15 protein-coding genes are annotated in these 15,402 nt (G+C 64.0%); 6 read left to right on the top strand and 9 right to left on the bottom strand.

The annotated features are described in order from the left end of the window. Positions 1–38 precede the first annotated feature (38 nt). The 3 genes from Q1A71_RS04280 to Q1A71_RS04270 all read right to left on the bottom strand — a co-directional run bounded on the left by Q1A71_RS04280 (position 39) and on the right by Q1A71_RS04270 (position 3,802). The gene (locus tag Q1A71_RS04280; protein WP_299672169.1) at positions 39–824 is read right to left on the bottom strand and encodes a 3'(2'),5'-bisphosphate nucleotidase CysQ; all 786 of its coding nucleotides are present in this window, start codon (positions 822–824) and stop codon (positions 39–41) included. Next, positions 811–2,157, bottom strand: a complete 1,347-nt coding sequence (locus tag Q1A71_RS04275; protein ID WP_299672167.1) for a TldD/PmbA family protein — start codon at positions 2,155–2,157, stop codon at positions 811–813. Before Q1A71_RS04275 ends, Q1A71_RS04280 begins: the two co-directional genes overlap by 14 nt. Before the next feature lie 121 nt (positions 2,158–2,278). Next, a complete protein-coding gene (locus Q1A71_RS04270) occupies positions 2,279–3,802 on the bottom strand; it encodes a DUF2125 domain-containing protein (RefSeq protein WP_299672165.1) in 1,524 nt (507 codons plus the stop codon). 127 nt (positions 3,803–3,929) lie between these two features. Between Q1A71_RS04270 and Q1A71_RS04265 the strand changes: the two genes are divergently transcribed. Together Q1A71_RS04265 and Q1A71_RS04260 are read left to right on the top strand one after the other, a co-directional pair. Next, positions 3,930–4,679 carry an SDR family oxidoreductase gene (locus Q1A71_RS04265; protein ID WP_299672163.1) on the top strand — a complete coding sequence of 250 codons (750 nt, stop codon included), beginning with the start codon at positions 3,930–3,932 and terminating at the stop codon, positions 4,677–4,679. Then, a complete protein-coding gene (locus Q1A71_RS04260) occupies positions 4,676–5,320 on the top strand; it encodes an enoyl-CoA hydratase/isomerase family protein (protein ID WP_299672160.1) in 645 nt (214 codons plus the stop codon). The genes Q1A71_RS04265 and Q1A71_RS04260 overlap by 4 nt, the downstream gene beginning before the upstream one ends. Here Q1A71_RS04260 and Q1A71_RS04255 read toward each other — a convergent pair. Beyond that, positions 5,288–5,581 (bottom strand): HNH endonuclease, encoded by a 294-nt coding sequence (locus Q1A71_RS04255; RefSeq protein WP_299672158.1) that lies wholly within the window; start codon positions 5,579–5,581, stop codon positions 5,288–5,290. The genes Q1A71_RS04260 and Q1A71_RS04255 overlap by 33 nt on opposite strands. A gap of 73 nt (positions 5,582–5,654) precedes the next feature. On the opposite strand from Q1A71_RS04255, the gene Q1A71_RS04250 reads away from it, so the two are divergent. After that, on the top strand, positions 5,655–6,989 hold the full coding sequence (locus Q1A71_RS04250; RefSeq protein ID WP_299672156.1) for a mechanosensitive ion channel domain-containing protein: 1,335 nt from the start codon (positions 5,655–5,657) through the stop codon (positions 6,987–6,989). Continuing rightward, a complete protein-coding gene (locus Q1A71_RS04245) occupies positions 6,986–8,170 on the top strand; it encodes a TIGR03862 family flavoprotein (RefSeq protein ID WP_299672154.1) in 1,185 nt (394 codons plus the stop codon). Before Q1A71_RS04250 ends, Q1A71_RS04245 begins: the two co-directional genes overlap by 4 nt. On the opposite strand, the gene Q1A71_RS04240 is transcribed toward Q1A71_RS04245, so the two are convergent. Further along, positions 8,149–8,733, bottom strand: a complete 585-nt coding sequence (locus Q1A71_RS04240; protein ID WP_299672152.1) for a glutathione S-transferase family protein — start codon at positions 8,731–8,733, stop codon at positions 8,149–8,151. The two genes, Q1A71_RS04245 and Q1A71_RS04240, sit on opposite strands and share 22 nt — an antisense overlap. Positions 8,734–8,867: 134 nt before the next feature. Here Q1A71_RS04240 and Q1A71_RS04235 point away from each other — a divergent pair, with 134 nt between their 5' ends. Beyond that, positions 8,868–9,293: a GFA family protein gene (locus Q1A71_RS04235; RefSeq protein WP_299672150.1), complete on the top strand. Its 426-nt coding sequence runs from the start codon at positions 8,868–8,870 to the stop codon at positions 9,291–9,293. Positions 9,294–9,488: 195 nt separating this feature from the next. On the opposite strand, the gene holA is transcribed toward Q1A71_RS04235, so the two are convergent. The 4 genes from holA to Q1A71_RS04215 all read right to left on the bottom strand — a co-directional run bounded on the left by holA (position 9,489) and on the right by Q1A71_RS04215 (position 14,075). Then, positions 9,489–10,490 (bottom strand): DNA polymerase III subunit delta, encoded by a 1,002-nt coding sequence (holA, locus tag Q1A71_RS04230; RefSeq protein ID WP_299672148.1) that lies wholly within the window; start codon positions 10,488–10,490, stop codon positions 9,489–9,491. Continuing rightward, positions 10,490–10,966: an LPS assembly lipoprotein LptE gene (gene lptE, locus Q1A71_RS04225; RefSeq protein WP_299672144.1), complete on the bottom strand. Its 477-nt coding sequence runs from the start codon at positions 10,964–10,966 to the stop codon at positions 10,490–10,492. Before lptE ends, holA begins: the two co-directional genes overlap by 1 nt. Further along, complete coding sequence (gene leuS / locus Q1A71_RS04220) at positions 10,953–13,490, bottom strand: leucine--tRNA ligase (protein WP_299672142.1); 2,538 nt, start codon at positions 13,488–13,490, stop codon at positions 10,953–10,955. Before leuS ends, lptE begins: the two co-directional genes overlap by 14 nt. Positions 13,491–13,577: 87 nt before the next feature. Further along, positions 13,578–14,075 (bottom strand): DUF3576 domain-containing protein, encoded by a 498-nt coding sequence (locus Q1A71_RS04215; RefSeq protein WP_299672140.1) that lies wholly within the window; start codon positions 14,073–14,075, stop codon positions 13,578–13,580. 283 nt (positions 14,076–14,358) lie between these two features. Between Q1A71_RS04215 and Q1A71_RS04210 the strand changes: the two genes are divergently transcribed. Beyond that, complete coding sequence (locus Q1A71_RS04210) at positions 14,359–15,342, top strand: porin (protein ID WP_299672138.1); 984 nt, start codon at positions 14,359–14,361, stop codon at positions 15,340–15,342. Positions 15,343–15,402 lie beyond the last annotated feature (60 nt).

Genomic DNA, 15,402 nt, shown 5'->3' with positions numbered 1-15,402 from the left:
GGAGAGTGGGCGGAATGTCGCGTGTCTGGGGTCTGGGGTCAAGACGCCTCGGACGCAAGCGCGGCGAGGACTTCGCCATGCAGGCGCGGGCCAGCAGCGATCACGCCGTTGAGCTGGGGGCGGGCATTGTTGAACCGCAGCGGCGCGCCGGATTTGTCGGTGCATATGCCGCCCGCTTCGGTCACGATGAGCGCGCCCGCGGCGATGTCCCACTCCCAGCTGGGGCGGAACGTCAGCATGGCATCAAAACGCGCTTCCGCGACCAGCCCGAGCCGGTACGCCAGAGACGGCCGGTGCGAGCGATGAAACCGCGGCTCGCCGGAGGACCAGTGCTGCGGCTCCATCACGGGTTTGGCGGCCAGGATTTCGGCGGCCTCGAGATCCTGCGTTTCGGAGGCGGTCAGCGGCGCGCCATTGCAGAAGGCCCCCCGGCCCAACGCCGCCGTATAGAGCTTGTCGCGCAGCGGCAGGTAGACAGCGGCGGCGGTGACGTACCCCCGGTGGGCGATGGCCACCGAGTGCGCCCAGGTCCGGGAGCCTTCCACGAAGCTGCGCGTCCCGTCGATGGGGTCGATGATAAAGAGCGTGTCCTCCGACAGGCGCCTGTCGCTGTCCTCGCTTTCCTCAGAAAGCCATCCATAGTCGGGCCGGGCGCTGCGCAGCGTGGTTTCCAGCGCTCTGTTCACCGCGAGGTCGGCCTCGGTCACGGGACCCGCGCCGCCCGGTTTGTCCCAGCTGCGGGCGTCTTTGCCGACAAAGCCGGTGGCCACCTGCCCGGCGAGCCGGATCGCATCGGTAATCAGGGCGAGGTCAGTTTCCTGCAAGGGTCATTCCCGACACCAGCAACGAGGGCACCACGCGGCTCAGATGCGGGCGGGCGTCATTGGCCGGCACGATACGGCGCAGCATCTCGCTCAGGTTGCCGGCGATGGTGCATTCGTTGATGGCATGGGTGATTTCGCCATTCTCGACCCAGAGACCGGCGGCACCACGCGAGTAGTCGCCCGTGTTGGGGTTGATCGTGGACCCGATCATCGACGTGACCAGCAGCCCGGTGCCCATGTCGCGGATCAGGTCATCTCGGCTGGCGGTGCCTTGTGTGAGCGCGACGTTCCACGTGGAGGGAGACGGCGGCGACGAGGTGCCGCGTGCGGCGTTGGCGGTCGACGGCAGTCCGAGTTTGCGTCCGGTGGCCAGATCCAGGGTCCATCCGGTCAGGACACCATTCTCCACGATGGTGCGGTTCTGGGTTGGCAGACCTTCTCCATCGAAGGGGCGCGACGCGGAGGCGCGGGGGCGATGAGGATCCTCGACCAGCGACAGGTGATCGGGCAGGACCGGTTCTCCCATCCCGTCCCGTAGCCAGGACGCGCCGCGCGCGACGGACGCGCCATTCGCGGCCACGAGTAGATGGCCAATGAGGGTCGCGGCGACACGTTCATCGAAAAGAACGGGGTAGCTTCCAGTGGGAGGCTTGCGCGCGTCCATTCGTTGCAAGGCACGTTCGGCGGCGCGGGCGCCTATGTCCTGGGCGCTGCGCAGATCGGCCTGGAAGGTGCGGCTGTCGCCGTCCACGTCGCGCTCCATACCCGTTCCGGTGCCGGCGATGGCGACGCATGAGAGGGCGCGGCGGGTGCGCCGATAGCCGCCGGAAAAGCCGTTGGTGGCAGCCAGGTGCATGGTTTGCGCGGAGTATCCCGCGGAGGCCGACTGCACTTGGGTGATGCCATCTCTCTCAAGCGCGGCGGCTTCGGCGGTCTGCGCGTCGTCTTGCAGGGCATCGGGCGAGGGTTCGGCTGCGGGGTCGTGCAGTTCAAGCGCGGCTGCGTCGAGATCCTGCGCGAGCTGGTCGGGGTCCGCCAGCCCTGCATGCGGGTCTTCCGGTGCCTCGCGGGCCATGGCGACGGCCCGCGCAGCCATTTCGCCAAGCGTCGCTTCGCGGATGTCGGAGGCGGACACCGTGGCGCTGCAATGGCCGAGGAAGACACGCAGGCCGAGATCGGTGCCTTCTGCGCGCTCTGCCTGTTCAAGTGTTCCGGCTCGGACGTCGATGTTGAGCGAGGTGCCCTGGACCACCACCGCATCGGCGGCATCGGCGCCTGCGCTGCGCGCCATATCAAGCAGTTGGGCCGCGAGGGCCTCGGGGGTGGGTGTCATGCCATCAGCTCCAAGTCAGGTGCCCGTGAGGTAGCGGTGTCATCGGGTGCCTGCAAGGCCGGAGCCGAAAAAGGAGGCGCGATGCGCCTCCTGGCCCGTTCAGACGGTGCCGTTTGCGGCGCTACTGGATGCGCTGGCCGTTGGCGAGGACATGGCCTTGGTCGTTGATCTCGATCCTGGAGGTCAGCGTGTCCGGTGCATCACCCGGCACCGCCAGCAGACCCATCATCATCCGGGCTCCCATCGCCTGATCCTCGGGGAGCACGCCGATCTTGACCAGACTGTCGATCAGCGCATTGCCGCCGACAAGCATCAGATCGGCGCCGCCGGTGGGTTTGGGGGGGCCGGCGGGGTCCGAGTTGTCGAAGCTGAAGGCCCCGTCACCTGTGAGCTCGGCCCCTGCAAGGCTGATCTGCAGACGATTGATGTCGAGCGACTCGATTTCGGCAGGCGTGATGTTCGGGTCACCGCTCACCGCCGCGCCGGACGGATTGAGGAAATCGAAGAGCAGCCTCGCTTTGCCTGCGAGGTCCAGTACAACCGTGGCCGGGTCGCGTGGCAGTTGCTGACCGGGGTCGAACAAGGCCCAGAGCGCTTCTGACATGGAGAACTCGTTGAACGCAAAACCCAACGCGAAATCCTGCATCTCGTCGGTTTTCTGCACCGGCATGGCGAGGTTGAAACGCGCGGTCTCCATGTCGAGATCGAGCGGCAGCGGCAGTTGGCTGCCCGCGATGGCCATCTTGAGCGCGTTCTGATCGCCGGAATACTCCAGACCGTCCGCGCCCATGGCCACCGTCAGCGTGCCACCCTCGGAGGAGGTCTGGGCCGTGAAGGTCTGGGCCCCGTCTTCGACCACGCTCATGTTCGAGGAGCCGTTGGCGAAGCCAAAGGTGCCATCCGCGGTCATTCCGGCGGAGAGCAGGCTCGACATATCGGTGGCCTGAACGACCGCCAGAGGCAGCGCGCTGCTGCCGGCGAAATTCAGCCCGCCGATCGTGCTCTCGAAGTCGAACGTGCCGGTGCCTTCCGGATCGTTGAAACGCACCTCGTAGGAGGCGGTGTCGGCTTGCATCCGCTGGTCATAGACCCGCTTGCCCGCCACGGTGGATTGTGTCGTCCCCGAGAAGCCGCTGAGCAGCAGCCGCCCGGCGGCATCCTCGGCGCTGATCTCCTCGCCATCGACGGTCAGCGCGGTCAGCACCATCTCCATCCGATCCGCGCTGTAGGTCGTGGTCATGTCGGTCGGAACGCCCGTCACGAGGATGTCTGTCGCGGCGGAGCGGAGCTCCATCCCGATGTCCACTTCCGAGGCTTCGGGATCTTTGAGTTTGACCTGCAGCGGGATAACATCGGGGTAGATCACGTTGACCGTTCCGTCATCGTTTTCCCGGAACGTGAGCGCGCCCAGGCGCATGACCATGGAGCTGCCGTCACCCAGGTCCGGCGCCGTCATTTCGATGTTGTTCACGGTCAGCGTATTGCCGGAGCGTTCCTCGTCCGCTGTCATGTCGTAGCCGACGGCGGTCATGTAGGTCGTCCAGTCCGCCCAGACGTCCTGCGCCGTGATATCGGCCTGCGCGGCGCCAGCCAAGAGCAGCGCCGTCGTCATTCCGGAGACCGTCCGGATACCAAGAAAAGTCATGCTTTTGTCCTTATCACCAACATTTGCGTGCATGGTCTGCCAAGGCTTGGGGATGGTCAAGTGGAAGTGGCTCTGGACCCGCCTGCCTCCGCCCTCTACGACTCGGGCAACCAAAGGAGGGCTTCTGATGGATATGACGGGAAAGACGGTTCTGATCACCGGGGCGAGCCGGGGCATCGGAGCGGAGACGGCGCGCGTGTTTGCCGAGGCAGGTGCGAATGTGGCGCTGGTGGCGCGCGGGCAGACACAGATCGCCGATCTGGCCGGCGAGATCGGCTCGAAGGCGATTGCCATCCCTTGCAACGTGGCAAGCAACCGCGAGGTGAGTGCTGCGGTGGAGACCACGGTCGATACCTTCGGCGGGCTCGACGTGCTGATCAACAATGCAGGCGTGATCGAGCCGATTTCGCACCTGAGCGCCTCTGACGTGCAGGCCTGGGGCGATGTCATCGATATCAACCTGAAAGGCGTCTACTACGGGATGCGCGCGGCGGTGCCGGTGATGAAGGCGGCTGGCGGCGGGACGGTGCTGACGATCAGTTCCGGAGCCGCGCACGGACCGATCGAGGCCTGGAGCCATTACTGCGCGTCGAAGGCGGCGGTGAACATGCTGACCCGCTGTCTCGACAAAGAAGAAGCCGCGCATGGCATCCGCGCGATGGGTCTGTCACCCGGCACCGTCGCCACGCAGATGCAGCGGGAGATCAAGGCGAGCGGTGTGAACCCTGTGAGCCAGCTGGATTGGGATGTGCACATCCCTGCGGACTGGCCCGCGCGGGCGCTCCTGTGGATGTGCGGCGCGGAGGCCGACGGCTGGTGCGGACAGGAGATTTCCCTGCGTGACGAAGAGATTCGACGCAAGGCAGGTCTCGTATGATCGATGTCGCGCGGGAGGAGGATGTCTGGACGGTCACGCTGAACCGGCCCGACAAAGCCAACGCGCTGACCGAGGAGATGCTCCGCGATCTGACGCGCGTCATGCGCGAGGCGCAGCAGGCGCGTGCGGTGATTCTGACCGGTGCGGGCAAGGTGTTCAGCGCCGGTGCCGATCTGGAGGCCGCGCGGGCAGGGCTTGCAACCTCATCGACCTGGGAAGAGCTGTCTGCCGCCGTGGCCAGCCTTCCGGGGCTCACGGTGGCAGCACTCAATGGCACGCTGGCAGGAGGGGCGATGGGGATGGCACTGGCCTGCGATATGCGGATCGCCGTGCCCGGTGCGCGGTTCTTTTATCCGGTGATGAAGCTGGGGTTTCTGCCGCAGCCGAGCGATCCGCCGCGCATGGCCGCGTTGATCGGGCCGGCCCGCACCAAGCTCATCCTGATGGGTGGCCAGAAGATCGACGCGGAGGATGCGCTCAGGTTCGGATTGATCGACAGGATTGTTCCGGCGGAGCAACTGCTGGCCGAGGCGCAGGAGCTAGTCGCGGACACCCGCGCCGCCGAGCCGGACTTCGCACGCCAGATCAAGGATATGTGTCATTCGCCGCTATCGCTTGCGCCGCCCGCCGGGCACTTTTGACAGAAATCCGGGCGGACGTTTCTGCACCCAGCGAATGAAGTTTTGTAAGCGCGGATGGGCGCGCAGGGCGTCGATGGTTGCAAAGTCACGGGCGAGTTCTGCCTCGGTCAGCGTGGCGTGAATCTCCCGGTGGCAGATGTGATGCAACAGCACCGTCGGCCCGCCCTTACCGCCCTTCAGCTTGGGGATCAGATGGTGATGGCTTTGCTTGACCTCCGCCGGGATCGGACGATCACACAGAGGGCAGATTGGATCGGACATCTGGGCTTGCTCCACCAGTCTCTGACGGGCAAGAGTCTAGGGGCGAGTTTGGGGATGAAAAGAGGGCGCGCCCGTGGAATTTGACCTCTCTGCACAGCCGGAGATCGTACAGCAGGTGGCGGGATACGCCGTCATGGTCTGGGATCTGGCCCGCAGTTGGGCTCTGAGCCCGGCGGCCTGGTCGCAGTTCGCCCTGTTGATCGTCGCCTATGTGCTGGCGGTGCTGGTCGCACGGCGGTTGCGCGGCGCGCTCGGCCGGCTGCTGACCCCTCCCGACGAATCGGAGACCTTGCTGTCCCAGGCGCGGCGCGCGCTTCTTTCGGGCCTGCCCCTGCTGTTGCCGCTGTTGGCCTATCTGTTCACGGCATTGGGGGAAAGCGTTGTGCGGTCGCTCTTTGACAGCGGCGCGGTCATCGCCTTCGGCAAGAGGCTCTTCATCTTTCTCGCGGCGCGGACCCTGGTGCGCGAGATCATCAAGGATCCCTTCCTGAAGCTGCTGGGACGCTATGTGCTGCTGCCGGTTGCGGCGCTTTATGCCGTGGGGCTGCTCGACCCGCTGGTCGTGAAGCTGAACGAGATGACGGTGACGCTTGGCAACATTTCCTTCTCGGTGATGTCGCTTGTGCGCGGGGTGATCGCGGGCGGTGTGCTGTTCTGGCTCGGAGGCTGGTCGACGCGGCAGACCTCGCAATTCATCGAGGCGCAGGAGGACATGCGCCCGTCGCTGCGGCAACTTATGGCAAAGGCGATCGAGTTCGCGATCTTCGCCGTCGCCTTCCTGCTGCTGCTGAACATCATGGGCATCAATCTCAGCGCGCTGGCCGTGATCGGAGGCGCCATCGGCGTGGGCCTTGGTTTCGGGCTGCAGAAGATCGCGTCGAATTTCATTTCAGGCGTGATCCTTCTGGTCGAGGGGCAGGCGACCGTGGGCGACTATGTGGAGCTTGATGGCGGAGAGGCGGGACAAATCGTGAAGATGACCGCGCGCGCGGCGATTCTGGAGACTTTCGATGGTCGCTGGATCGTTGTGCCGAACGAGGATTTCATCACCACGCGGGTGGTGAACTACTCCGACAGCGGATCCGCGAACCGTTATGAGGCGCCCTTCTCGGTGAGCTACGACACCGACATCAACGCGGTTCCTGCGATCATCGAGGCGGCGGTGGCCACGCACCCGGACGTGCTCGATGCGCCCTATCCGCCCGATTGCGAGCTGCGCGGTTTCGGCGACAGCGGCATTGATTTTGCTGTGGAGTTCTGGGTGAACGGCCTCGATGACGGGCCGAACAAATACACCTCGGACGTTCTGTTCCTGATCTGGAATGCGCTGAAGGACAACGGCATTGAGATTCCCTATCCGCACCGGGTGGTGGAGTTCAAGGGAGACGCCCCGCAGGTTGCCGGGTGAGCCATGCGCTGGTGATTGGCGCGGGGCCTGCCGGCCTGATGGCGGCGGAGGAGCTGGTCGCCGCGGGCGTGCGGGTGACGGTCTGCGAGGCGAAGCCATCGGTCGGGCGCAAGTTCCTGATGGCGGGCAAGTCGGGTCTCAACCTCGCCAAGGACGAGCCGCTGGAGACGATGCTGCCAAGGTATGCCGAGGCGGCTGGGCGTCTCCGCCCGATCTTGCAGGCCTTCGACGCCGAGGCGGTGCAGGATTGGGCGCGCGGGCTGGGGCAGGAGGTGTTCACCGGCTCCACCGGGCGGGTGTTTCCGCGCGCGATGAAGGCCTCGCCCCTGCTGCGGGCCTGGCTGCAGCGACTGGACGCGGCGGGCGTGGTGCTGCAGACCAACATGCGCTGGCAAGGTTGGCGGGATCGAGCGATTGTTTTCGAGGGACGCGAGGGGCTCGAAACGGTGTCGGCAGATGTGACCGTGCTGGCACTCGGCGGGGCGAGCTGGGCGCGGCTGGGATCGGACGGGAGCTGGACCACGCATCTTGCCGCCCGCAACGTCGCGCTGAGCCCGTTTGCGCCGGCCAATGTGGGTCTGCAGCTGCGCTGGTCTCGCCATATGGCGAAGTTTATGGGTCACGCGCTGAAAGGGGTCCGGTTCACCGCCGGGCCAATGTCCTCCCGCGGCGAAGCGGTGATTGGTGTCGGTGGTCTGGAAGGGGGCGGGATCTACGAGGTGAGCCGCGCCGTGCGGCTCAACCACGCTCTCACCGTCGATCTGGTGCCGGATCTCGACGTTGCAACGGTGGCAGGCCGGTTGGGTCAGGCCTCCGGCAAGACCAGCCTGTCGAACCGGCTGCGCAAGCATTTGAAGCTCGACCCGCTGAAGATCGCGCTGGCCCAGGAGTTCGCACGCCCGCTCCCGCGGGAACCTGCGCGGCTGGCGGGGGTCCTGAAGGAACTGCCCGTATCGCATCAGGGTCTGCGCGCGCTCGATGAAGCGATTTCGGTCGCCGGTGGTGTGCGGTTTGACGCGCTGACCCCCGATCTGATGTTGAAGGAGGTGCCGGGCGTGTTCTGTGCTGGAGAGATGCTCGATTGGGAGGCGCCGACAGGTGGCTATCTGATCACTGCCTGTCTTGCGACGGGACGATGGGCCGGGCGCGCTGCAGCGGCCTATTTGGCGGAGGCTGCCTGAAAGGCGGGTCGGTCGCGCAGGGCCTTGGCATAGGCGAAGAGCTTGTCATCGGTGCGTGGAAACTTGGCGCCGACAGCCCAATTCAGGCAGTGGCAGGCGAGGATATCCGGTAGTGTGATGTCGTCGCCCATCAAGAAGGGGCCCTCCAGCCGATCCGACAACACGGCGGCGGAGCGCTCGAACTCGAACTTCAGCGCGTCTTTGACTGCGGGGACCCGGCGCTCCTCCGGCAGCACAAAGCTGTGCTTGGCCGCTGCCCAGAGAATCGCGTCGAACTCGTCGACCAGCCAGAGGGTCATGGCATCCTGATGCGCGCGCCCGACCGTCCCGGCGGGCGCGGTCAGCTTGCCGTGTTTGTCGGCCAGATAGGTCATGATCGCCACGGAATCGGTCAGAACCGCATCGCCATCGACCAGCGCCGGGATCTTGCCCAGCGGGTTGTAGGTGCGCGCCTCATCTGTGCGGGCGCCAGCGGCGATGTGCGTGTAGGGTTCGCCCAGTTCCTCCAGCGTCCACAAAACCCGTAATGCGCGTGATTTCGTTGCTCCGATTACGGTGTACATGGTCAGATCTCTCCCGGTTGAACGTTCGGCCCGGCCACAGTTTCACGCATGGGGGCTGCTGACAACTCATGACAGAAACCGTCAGCAGGCCGTGCGATCAAGGTGTTGGATCAACAGATAGGTGGAGTGAAACCATGCCGAAGACCGGTGGGTGCCTGTGCGGCGCCGTAACCTATACGCTGAAAGACGAACCGGCCGAGATCGGGGCCTGCCACTGCAACATGTGTCGCAAGTGGAGTGGCGGCATCTATATCGGGCTGGAGGCCAAGCCGGATGCCGTTGAGATCAAGGGCGCGGAGAACCTCAAGGCCTATGCGTCGTCGGAGTGGGCGGAACGGGCGTTCTGCACGACGTGTGGCAGCAACCTGTATTATCGCGTGACGGTACCGGGCCCGCATGAGGGCACCTATCACTTCGGTGCGGGCACGGTGGATGATCTGGGGGATGCGAAGATGACGGGTGAGCTCTTCATCGACAACAAGCCAAAAGGCTATAGCTTTGCCGAGAAGACGCATCAGATGACGACCGAAGAGGTCATGGCGATGTTCGCGCCCGAATAGGCGATATCACAGCTCATCCGGATCCAATGAGCGTACTGCCGCGACCGGGAGGAACCGTCGGGCGCACCGGGCGCAGCCCCTTTGTCTCGCCCTTTTTGCCCCGAGCAGACCCCGATAGGGCGCGCGCTCTTTATCCTGGGCTTGGGTGCTGCGGTCGGCGAAAACCGGTGGCCAGGTGCCTGGTCAGCCTGAGATCTACCGCCCTCCGAGCATCGAGAGCCGGATGAAGGCACGTTCGACCACCGCCATGCCGGGAGCGGTCTGGCCGGCGGATCGCAGCTGCAGGTCCGTGTCGGTCAGCAGGGTGATTGCCGTTTCCAGCTTGGCAGCGCCCCACTTTCGCGACTGCGCGAGCATGCGGTCGCGGTTCGGGCCAAAGATTGCCGGTCGCCCGGAGGTGTCGCTGGCCGCGCGGTGCAGGGCACGAAAGTGGCGCATGGCTCCGATGCAGAGCCCGACGGGCGTCGCCCCCTGCGCCACCAGCTTCTGCATCACCGGGCCGATCTCTTGTGTGCGGGCCTCGGAGACCACCATGAGGATGTCGTCGATATCCGCTTCGGTCGATGTGGGTGCGCAGGCGGCGATGTCAGCTTCCGTCACCGGTGCATCGTCTCCCAGTTTGTAAAGCGCGAGCTTTTCCACGGTCTGCCTGAAATCACCCGGATCGAGCGCTTGCGCGAGATCGTTCAACGCGCCCATCGCCTCCTGCGGCACGTGGCCGAGGCCTGCATCGCGCAGAGCGGTTTCGATCTCGTCCCGGGTTGGCGGGTTGTCATAGATGGCGGCGGCATAGGCTTGCGGATGCGACTCGAAGGCCTTGCGGATCTTCGACGTGGGCTTGAGCGCGCCGGCGGTGATGATGATCTGAGCATCGCCCGATTGCCAATCGTCCAGTGCCGCCAGCACGGCGGGGGCGGCGGTGTCGTTCACCTCTTCCACAAAGACGGCGCGGGGGCCGGGGAAGAACCCCACCGCCTTCACCGCGTCCATGAGCAGCGCCGGATCCTTGCGGATGTCGGCTCCGCTCATCCGGCTGAGGCGCATCTCCTCCTCGGCGCTATCGCCCAGCAGCACCGCGAGGACCTGCTGGCGCTTCAGCGCCACGCGCATGCCATCGGCGCCATAGATCAGGAGGCCCGTTTTGGTCTCATCCGGTTTGGCAAAATAGGCGTTGGCATCTCTGGTAGAGAGCTTCATCAGAGATCGGCGACGAGAACGCGGGTCACGACCTGGTCAGCAAGCAGCACCATTAGACGCCGCTGAGCATCCCGTTGAGCGGCGAGGGTGGCGACGGTGGTGCCCGCGGCGGAATAGCCAGTGAAGTTTTCCGCGCGACCCGAGGTGATGACCCGCCCCGTGCTGCTCTCCACCAGCGAGTAATCGGCACGACCAAGGATGTTATAGCGTGTGATGTCGCCCTCGCGATCAACGGCGAGGCTTTCCTGGCTGGAACTGACACTGAGCGCCAGCCGATACTCAGGATCTGCGGCCCGGCCCAGTCGCTCCTCGATCCGTTGGGTGATGAGAAAGCCGTTGCGGGTGTCAGGCTCGGAGACCGTGACGTTGTTTTGCAGCTGTGTGGCACTGCCGCCGGGTGCATAAACCGGTGTGAAGCCGCAGGCCGCAAGGGCCAGCGGCAGCATCAACAGCGATCTGCGATCAAACAACGACATTCACGATCCGTCCGGGCACCACGATGATCTTCTTGGGGCTTGCGCCATCAAGCGTTCTGATCACAGCCTGATCTGCGAGCGCCGCCTTTTCAACCTCTTCTTTGGGCATGTCCGCAGGCACGGTGATTTCCGCGCGCCGTTTCCCGTTCACCTGAATGGGCAGGGTGACCGTGTCGGAAACCAGCATCGCCTCATCCGCCTTGGGCCAGGGGGCCGTGGCGATCAGCCCGTCGCCACCCTGATGCGCCCAAATATCCTCGGCCAGATGCGGTGTCATCGGCGACATGAGCTGCGCCAGGGTCATGACTGCCTCACGCTGCGCGGCATGGCTCGCCTTGGATTTCTGCAAGGTTGCGGTGAAGGCGTAGAGCTTGGCAATGGCCGCGTTGAAGCCAAAGCTCTCGATGCCGATGGTCACGTCGTGAATGCAGCCGTGCATGGCGCGCAGCAGATCCTGATCGCCCTCACCCTTGGCAGTCTTGTCCATCGCGCCGATGCGGTCGCAGAGGTTCCAGACCCGGGTGAGGTGCTTGAAAGCCGCCTCGGCGCCTGCGGCGGTCCACTCCACATCCCGCTCGGGCGGCGAGTCGCTCAGCACGAACCAGCGCGCGGTGTCCGCGCCATATGCGGAGATGATGTTGACCGGGTCGACGACGTTTTTCTTGGACTTCGACATTTTGGCCGAAGGGATGATCTCAACCTCGGTGCCGTCAGCGAGCTTCCCGTCGGTTACGTCCTCGGGCAGATGATAGACAGCGCGGCCTTTCTCGTCGCGTGTCTGGTAGATTTCATGGGTCACCATGCCTTGGGTGAAGAGCGCGTCGAAAGGCTCTTCGGTGCCCTGCGGTAAATGCCCGGTAATCCGCATGGCGCGGGCGAAGTAGCGCGAGTAGAGCAAATGCAGAATCGCATGCTCGATCCCCCCGATGTATTGATCGACGTTCATCCAGTAGGCGGCGTCCTCGATGTCGGTCGGCGTCTTCGCGTCCGGTGCCGTGAACCGGGCAAAATACCATGACGAATCGACGAAGGTGTCCATCGTGTCCGTCTCGCGCTTGGCGGGCTTGCCGCAGGCGGGGCAGGCCACGTCGCGCCAGGTCGGGTGGCGGTCAAGCGGGTTTCCGGGCACGTCAAAGCTGACGTCATAGGGCAACTCGATAGGCAGGTTTTCTTTCTTCTCGGGCACCACGCCGCAGGCGTCGCAATGCACCACGGGGATCGGGCAGCCCCAATAGCGCTGGCGGCTGAGCCCCCAGTCGCGCAGGCGGTATTTGGTCTGGCCTGTGCCGCGGTTGTTCGCTTCGAAGTAGTCGATGGTGGCGTCGATGCCCTGTTGGCTGGTCGCCTCGGTGATGCCGGTGAAATGGTCGATATAGACAACCTTTTCGGTTTTTGCAGGAACAAGCGCTTCGGTGCCCACCTCGGTTTCATCACCGGGCATATAGAACGCATTCCGCACCGGCAGATCGTATTTCCGCGCAAAGTCCAGGTCACGCTGGTCATGCGCGGGACAACCGAAGACCGCACCGGTGCCATAATCCATCAGGACGAAGTTGCCGATCCAGACGGGCAGTTCGACCCCCTCATAGACGGGGTGTTTCACCCGCAGGCCAGTATCAATGCCCTTCTTCTCCGCCTTCTCCATGGCCGCTTCGGTGGTGTCCATCTTGCGGCAGTCTTCGATAAAGGCGGTGAGCTCCGGGTTGCTGCCCTCCAAGGCCTTTGACACCGGATGATCCGGCGAGACGGCGATGAAAGACGCGCCGCGCATCGTGTCGGGCCGCGTCGAATAGCACAGGATCGTGCCGTCGCCATCCGTCCGCTGGAAGGGGATCTCGATGCCGCGGCTCTCGCCGATCCAGTTCTCCTGCATCAGGCGGACCTTGGCGGGCCAGTTCTCCAGCCCGTCGAGCGCGTCTTTCAGCTCGCCCGCCATGTCCGAGATCTTGAAGAACCACTGCGTGAGCTCGCGCCGTTCCACCTCAGCGCCCGAGCGCCAGCCCTTGCCGTCGATCACCTGTTCATTGGCGAGCACGGTCATGTCGACCGGGTCCCAGTTCACCTGCGCGTTCTTGCGGTAGACGAGACCTGCTTCAAGGAAGTCGAGAAACAACGCCTGCTGCTGGCCGTAGTACTCCGGATCGCAGGTGGCGAACTCGCGGGACCAGTCAATCGAGAGGCCCAACGGCTTCATCTGGTCCCGCATGTCTTTGATGTTGCCATAGGTCCAATCCTTCGGATGACCGCCGATCGCCATGGCCGCGTTTTCGGCGGGCATCCCGAAGGCATCCCAGCCCATGGGGTGCAGCACGTTGTGGCCCGTTGCGAGCTTGTAGCGCGCGATCACGTCGCCCATCGTGTAGTTGCGCACGTGCCCCATGTGGATGCGGCCCGAGGGGTAGGGGAACATCTCAAGCACATAGTATTTAGGCTTGTCAGCGGTTCGGACCGCCTTGAAGATTTCGTCCCGCGACCACGCCTCTTGCCACCGGGCTTCGATCTCTGCGGGTGTGTAACGTGCCATGATCACGTCCTTTTCACGTAAGAGCGCCGGGAGCCGTTTTTCGACGGGGCCCGGCGCTGGTATCCTTGGGTCTGAAAAATCCTGACTTTAGAGCCTGTTATCGGCGATACGCAGCTGTCGGGCGCGGCTTAGGATCGCGTCTTCCACAGCGCGCACCGTCGCGGCGCTCGCTGGGCCACCCTGCGTTTGCAATGACACGTTGAGCGAGCGCGCATCCAACGCCGGATCATTGATGAGCACCGTCGCGCGATAGGCGCGCCCGCCGCCCGGGGGGCGGCCGAAGCCGGTGATGATGACGCCGGTGAACGGGTCCACGGATTGCACGGGCAGGAAGTTTAACACCTCGAGAGAGGCGCTCCAGATGTACTTGTTCACCGCTACATTGGTTTCGGTGTTGCGCCGTCCAAAGGCATCCCAGATCGTCTCTGCCCCCCGACCATCCGAGACCCGCGCTATGTCGCTGTCGATGTCGGGATCGTCAAAGGGGCGAGGGTTGCTGCTGGGCGCGTCACCTTGCGCGCAGGCAGACAGCGCGACCGCAACGCCGAGGGCGGCAAGAAGCCTGAAAATACTGGTTGATGTCATATCACTGTCCGCTGCTCAATTCGTGCTGCACGTTAATCCAACAGAGCACGGAGGGACAAGAGCGTTATCGTTCTGAAGTCGTCATCCGCTGGCCCGAGAGGTGCGGGCGGACGCGCCTTCTCTCCGGGCTGCAAATGGAGTGTGGCAAAGCTGCACCATTTTCCCCAGCTCTCACGTTGCCGTCATCCAAGTCCTTGCAAAAGGAGGGCTGAAAGAGTGAAACACATCCCAGGTTCAAAAGGGATTCTCCCATTGGACAAAGAATGAAACCGAGGACAAGTTCATGAAAAAACTTCTCATCGCTACAACAGCGCTGGTCGGAACAGCCGGTGTCGTAGCAGCTGACACAGCAAACTTTAATTTCAACGGTTACGGCCGGTTCGGTATCCTCTACGAAGAAGATCGTGCAGATTCCGATGGAAACCTGCAGGAAGAAACCCGCATCGAGAGCCGCTACCGTCTGAACATCGACTCGTCGACAGAAACAGATGGCGGCATCCGCTTCGCAGCACGTATCCGTGTTGAAGCCAACGAAAACGCCGACAACTCCGCAAACGCGGGTTCCTTCTCCGGCGCACGTTTCCAAGTGTCGTCCGGCGGCCTGCGCGTTCGCGTCGGTAACATCTCCGGCGTGACAGACGCGGCAGAAGTTGTTGACTACTTCGGCCACGAGCCGGGCCTCGTTGGCCAAACTGGTCAGTACGCAAACAGCGGCGTGTCGCTGCCAGCGTTCTCCAGCACAGGCGCGGGTGTTAACGGTATCAACGTCAAGTACGAAATGGGCGACTTCGCGTTCATGGCATCTTACACCGACGACCATGCCGTGAATGACGGCGGCACAATCGGTGGCGACGACGCAACTGACGCATTCGGTGACTCGTACGAGATTGGCGCATCCTACACCTTCAGCGCATGGACTTTCGGCCTGGTTTACGGTGAGTTCGAAGCGTCGCCCGGAGACGGTGCGAAGAACGACTGGATCGTTGCAACTCTGTCCGGCACCATCGGCATCGCGGACGTTTCGTTCCTGATCTCCGACTTCGAAGGTGACGACGACGCCGTGTTCGGTGCTTCTGCCTCCATCCCGGTTGGCGCAGCAACAAACATCCTGGCATCCGTCTCTGACGGCGGTGCAGACGGCAACGACACATCCTACGGCATCGGCTTCCGCCACTCGCTGGGTGGTGGCGTCCGTCTCGACGGTATGGTCGGTTCGAACGAAGCCGGCAACACCATTGCCGACCTGGGTGTTCGCTTCGACTTCTAAGTCGATCTGAGCCATCCATGAGTTTGGGGGCGGGCTTTCGGGCCTGCCCCTTTTCTTTTT

This window comes from uncultured Roseobacter sp. (assembly GCF_947493125.1).
Lineage (GTDB): Bacteria > Pseudomonadota > Alphaproteobacteria > Rhodobacterales > Rhodobacteraceae > Roseobacter.
Note: the sequence above shows the minus strand (reverse complement) of the source record. Positions and strands in the feature narration are given on the sequence as shown.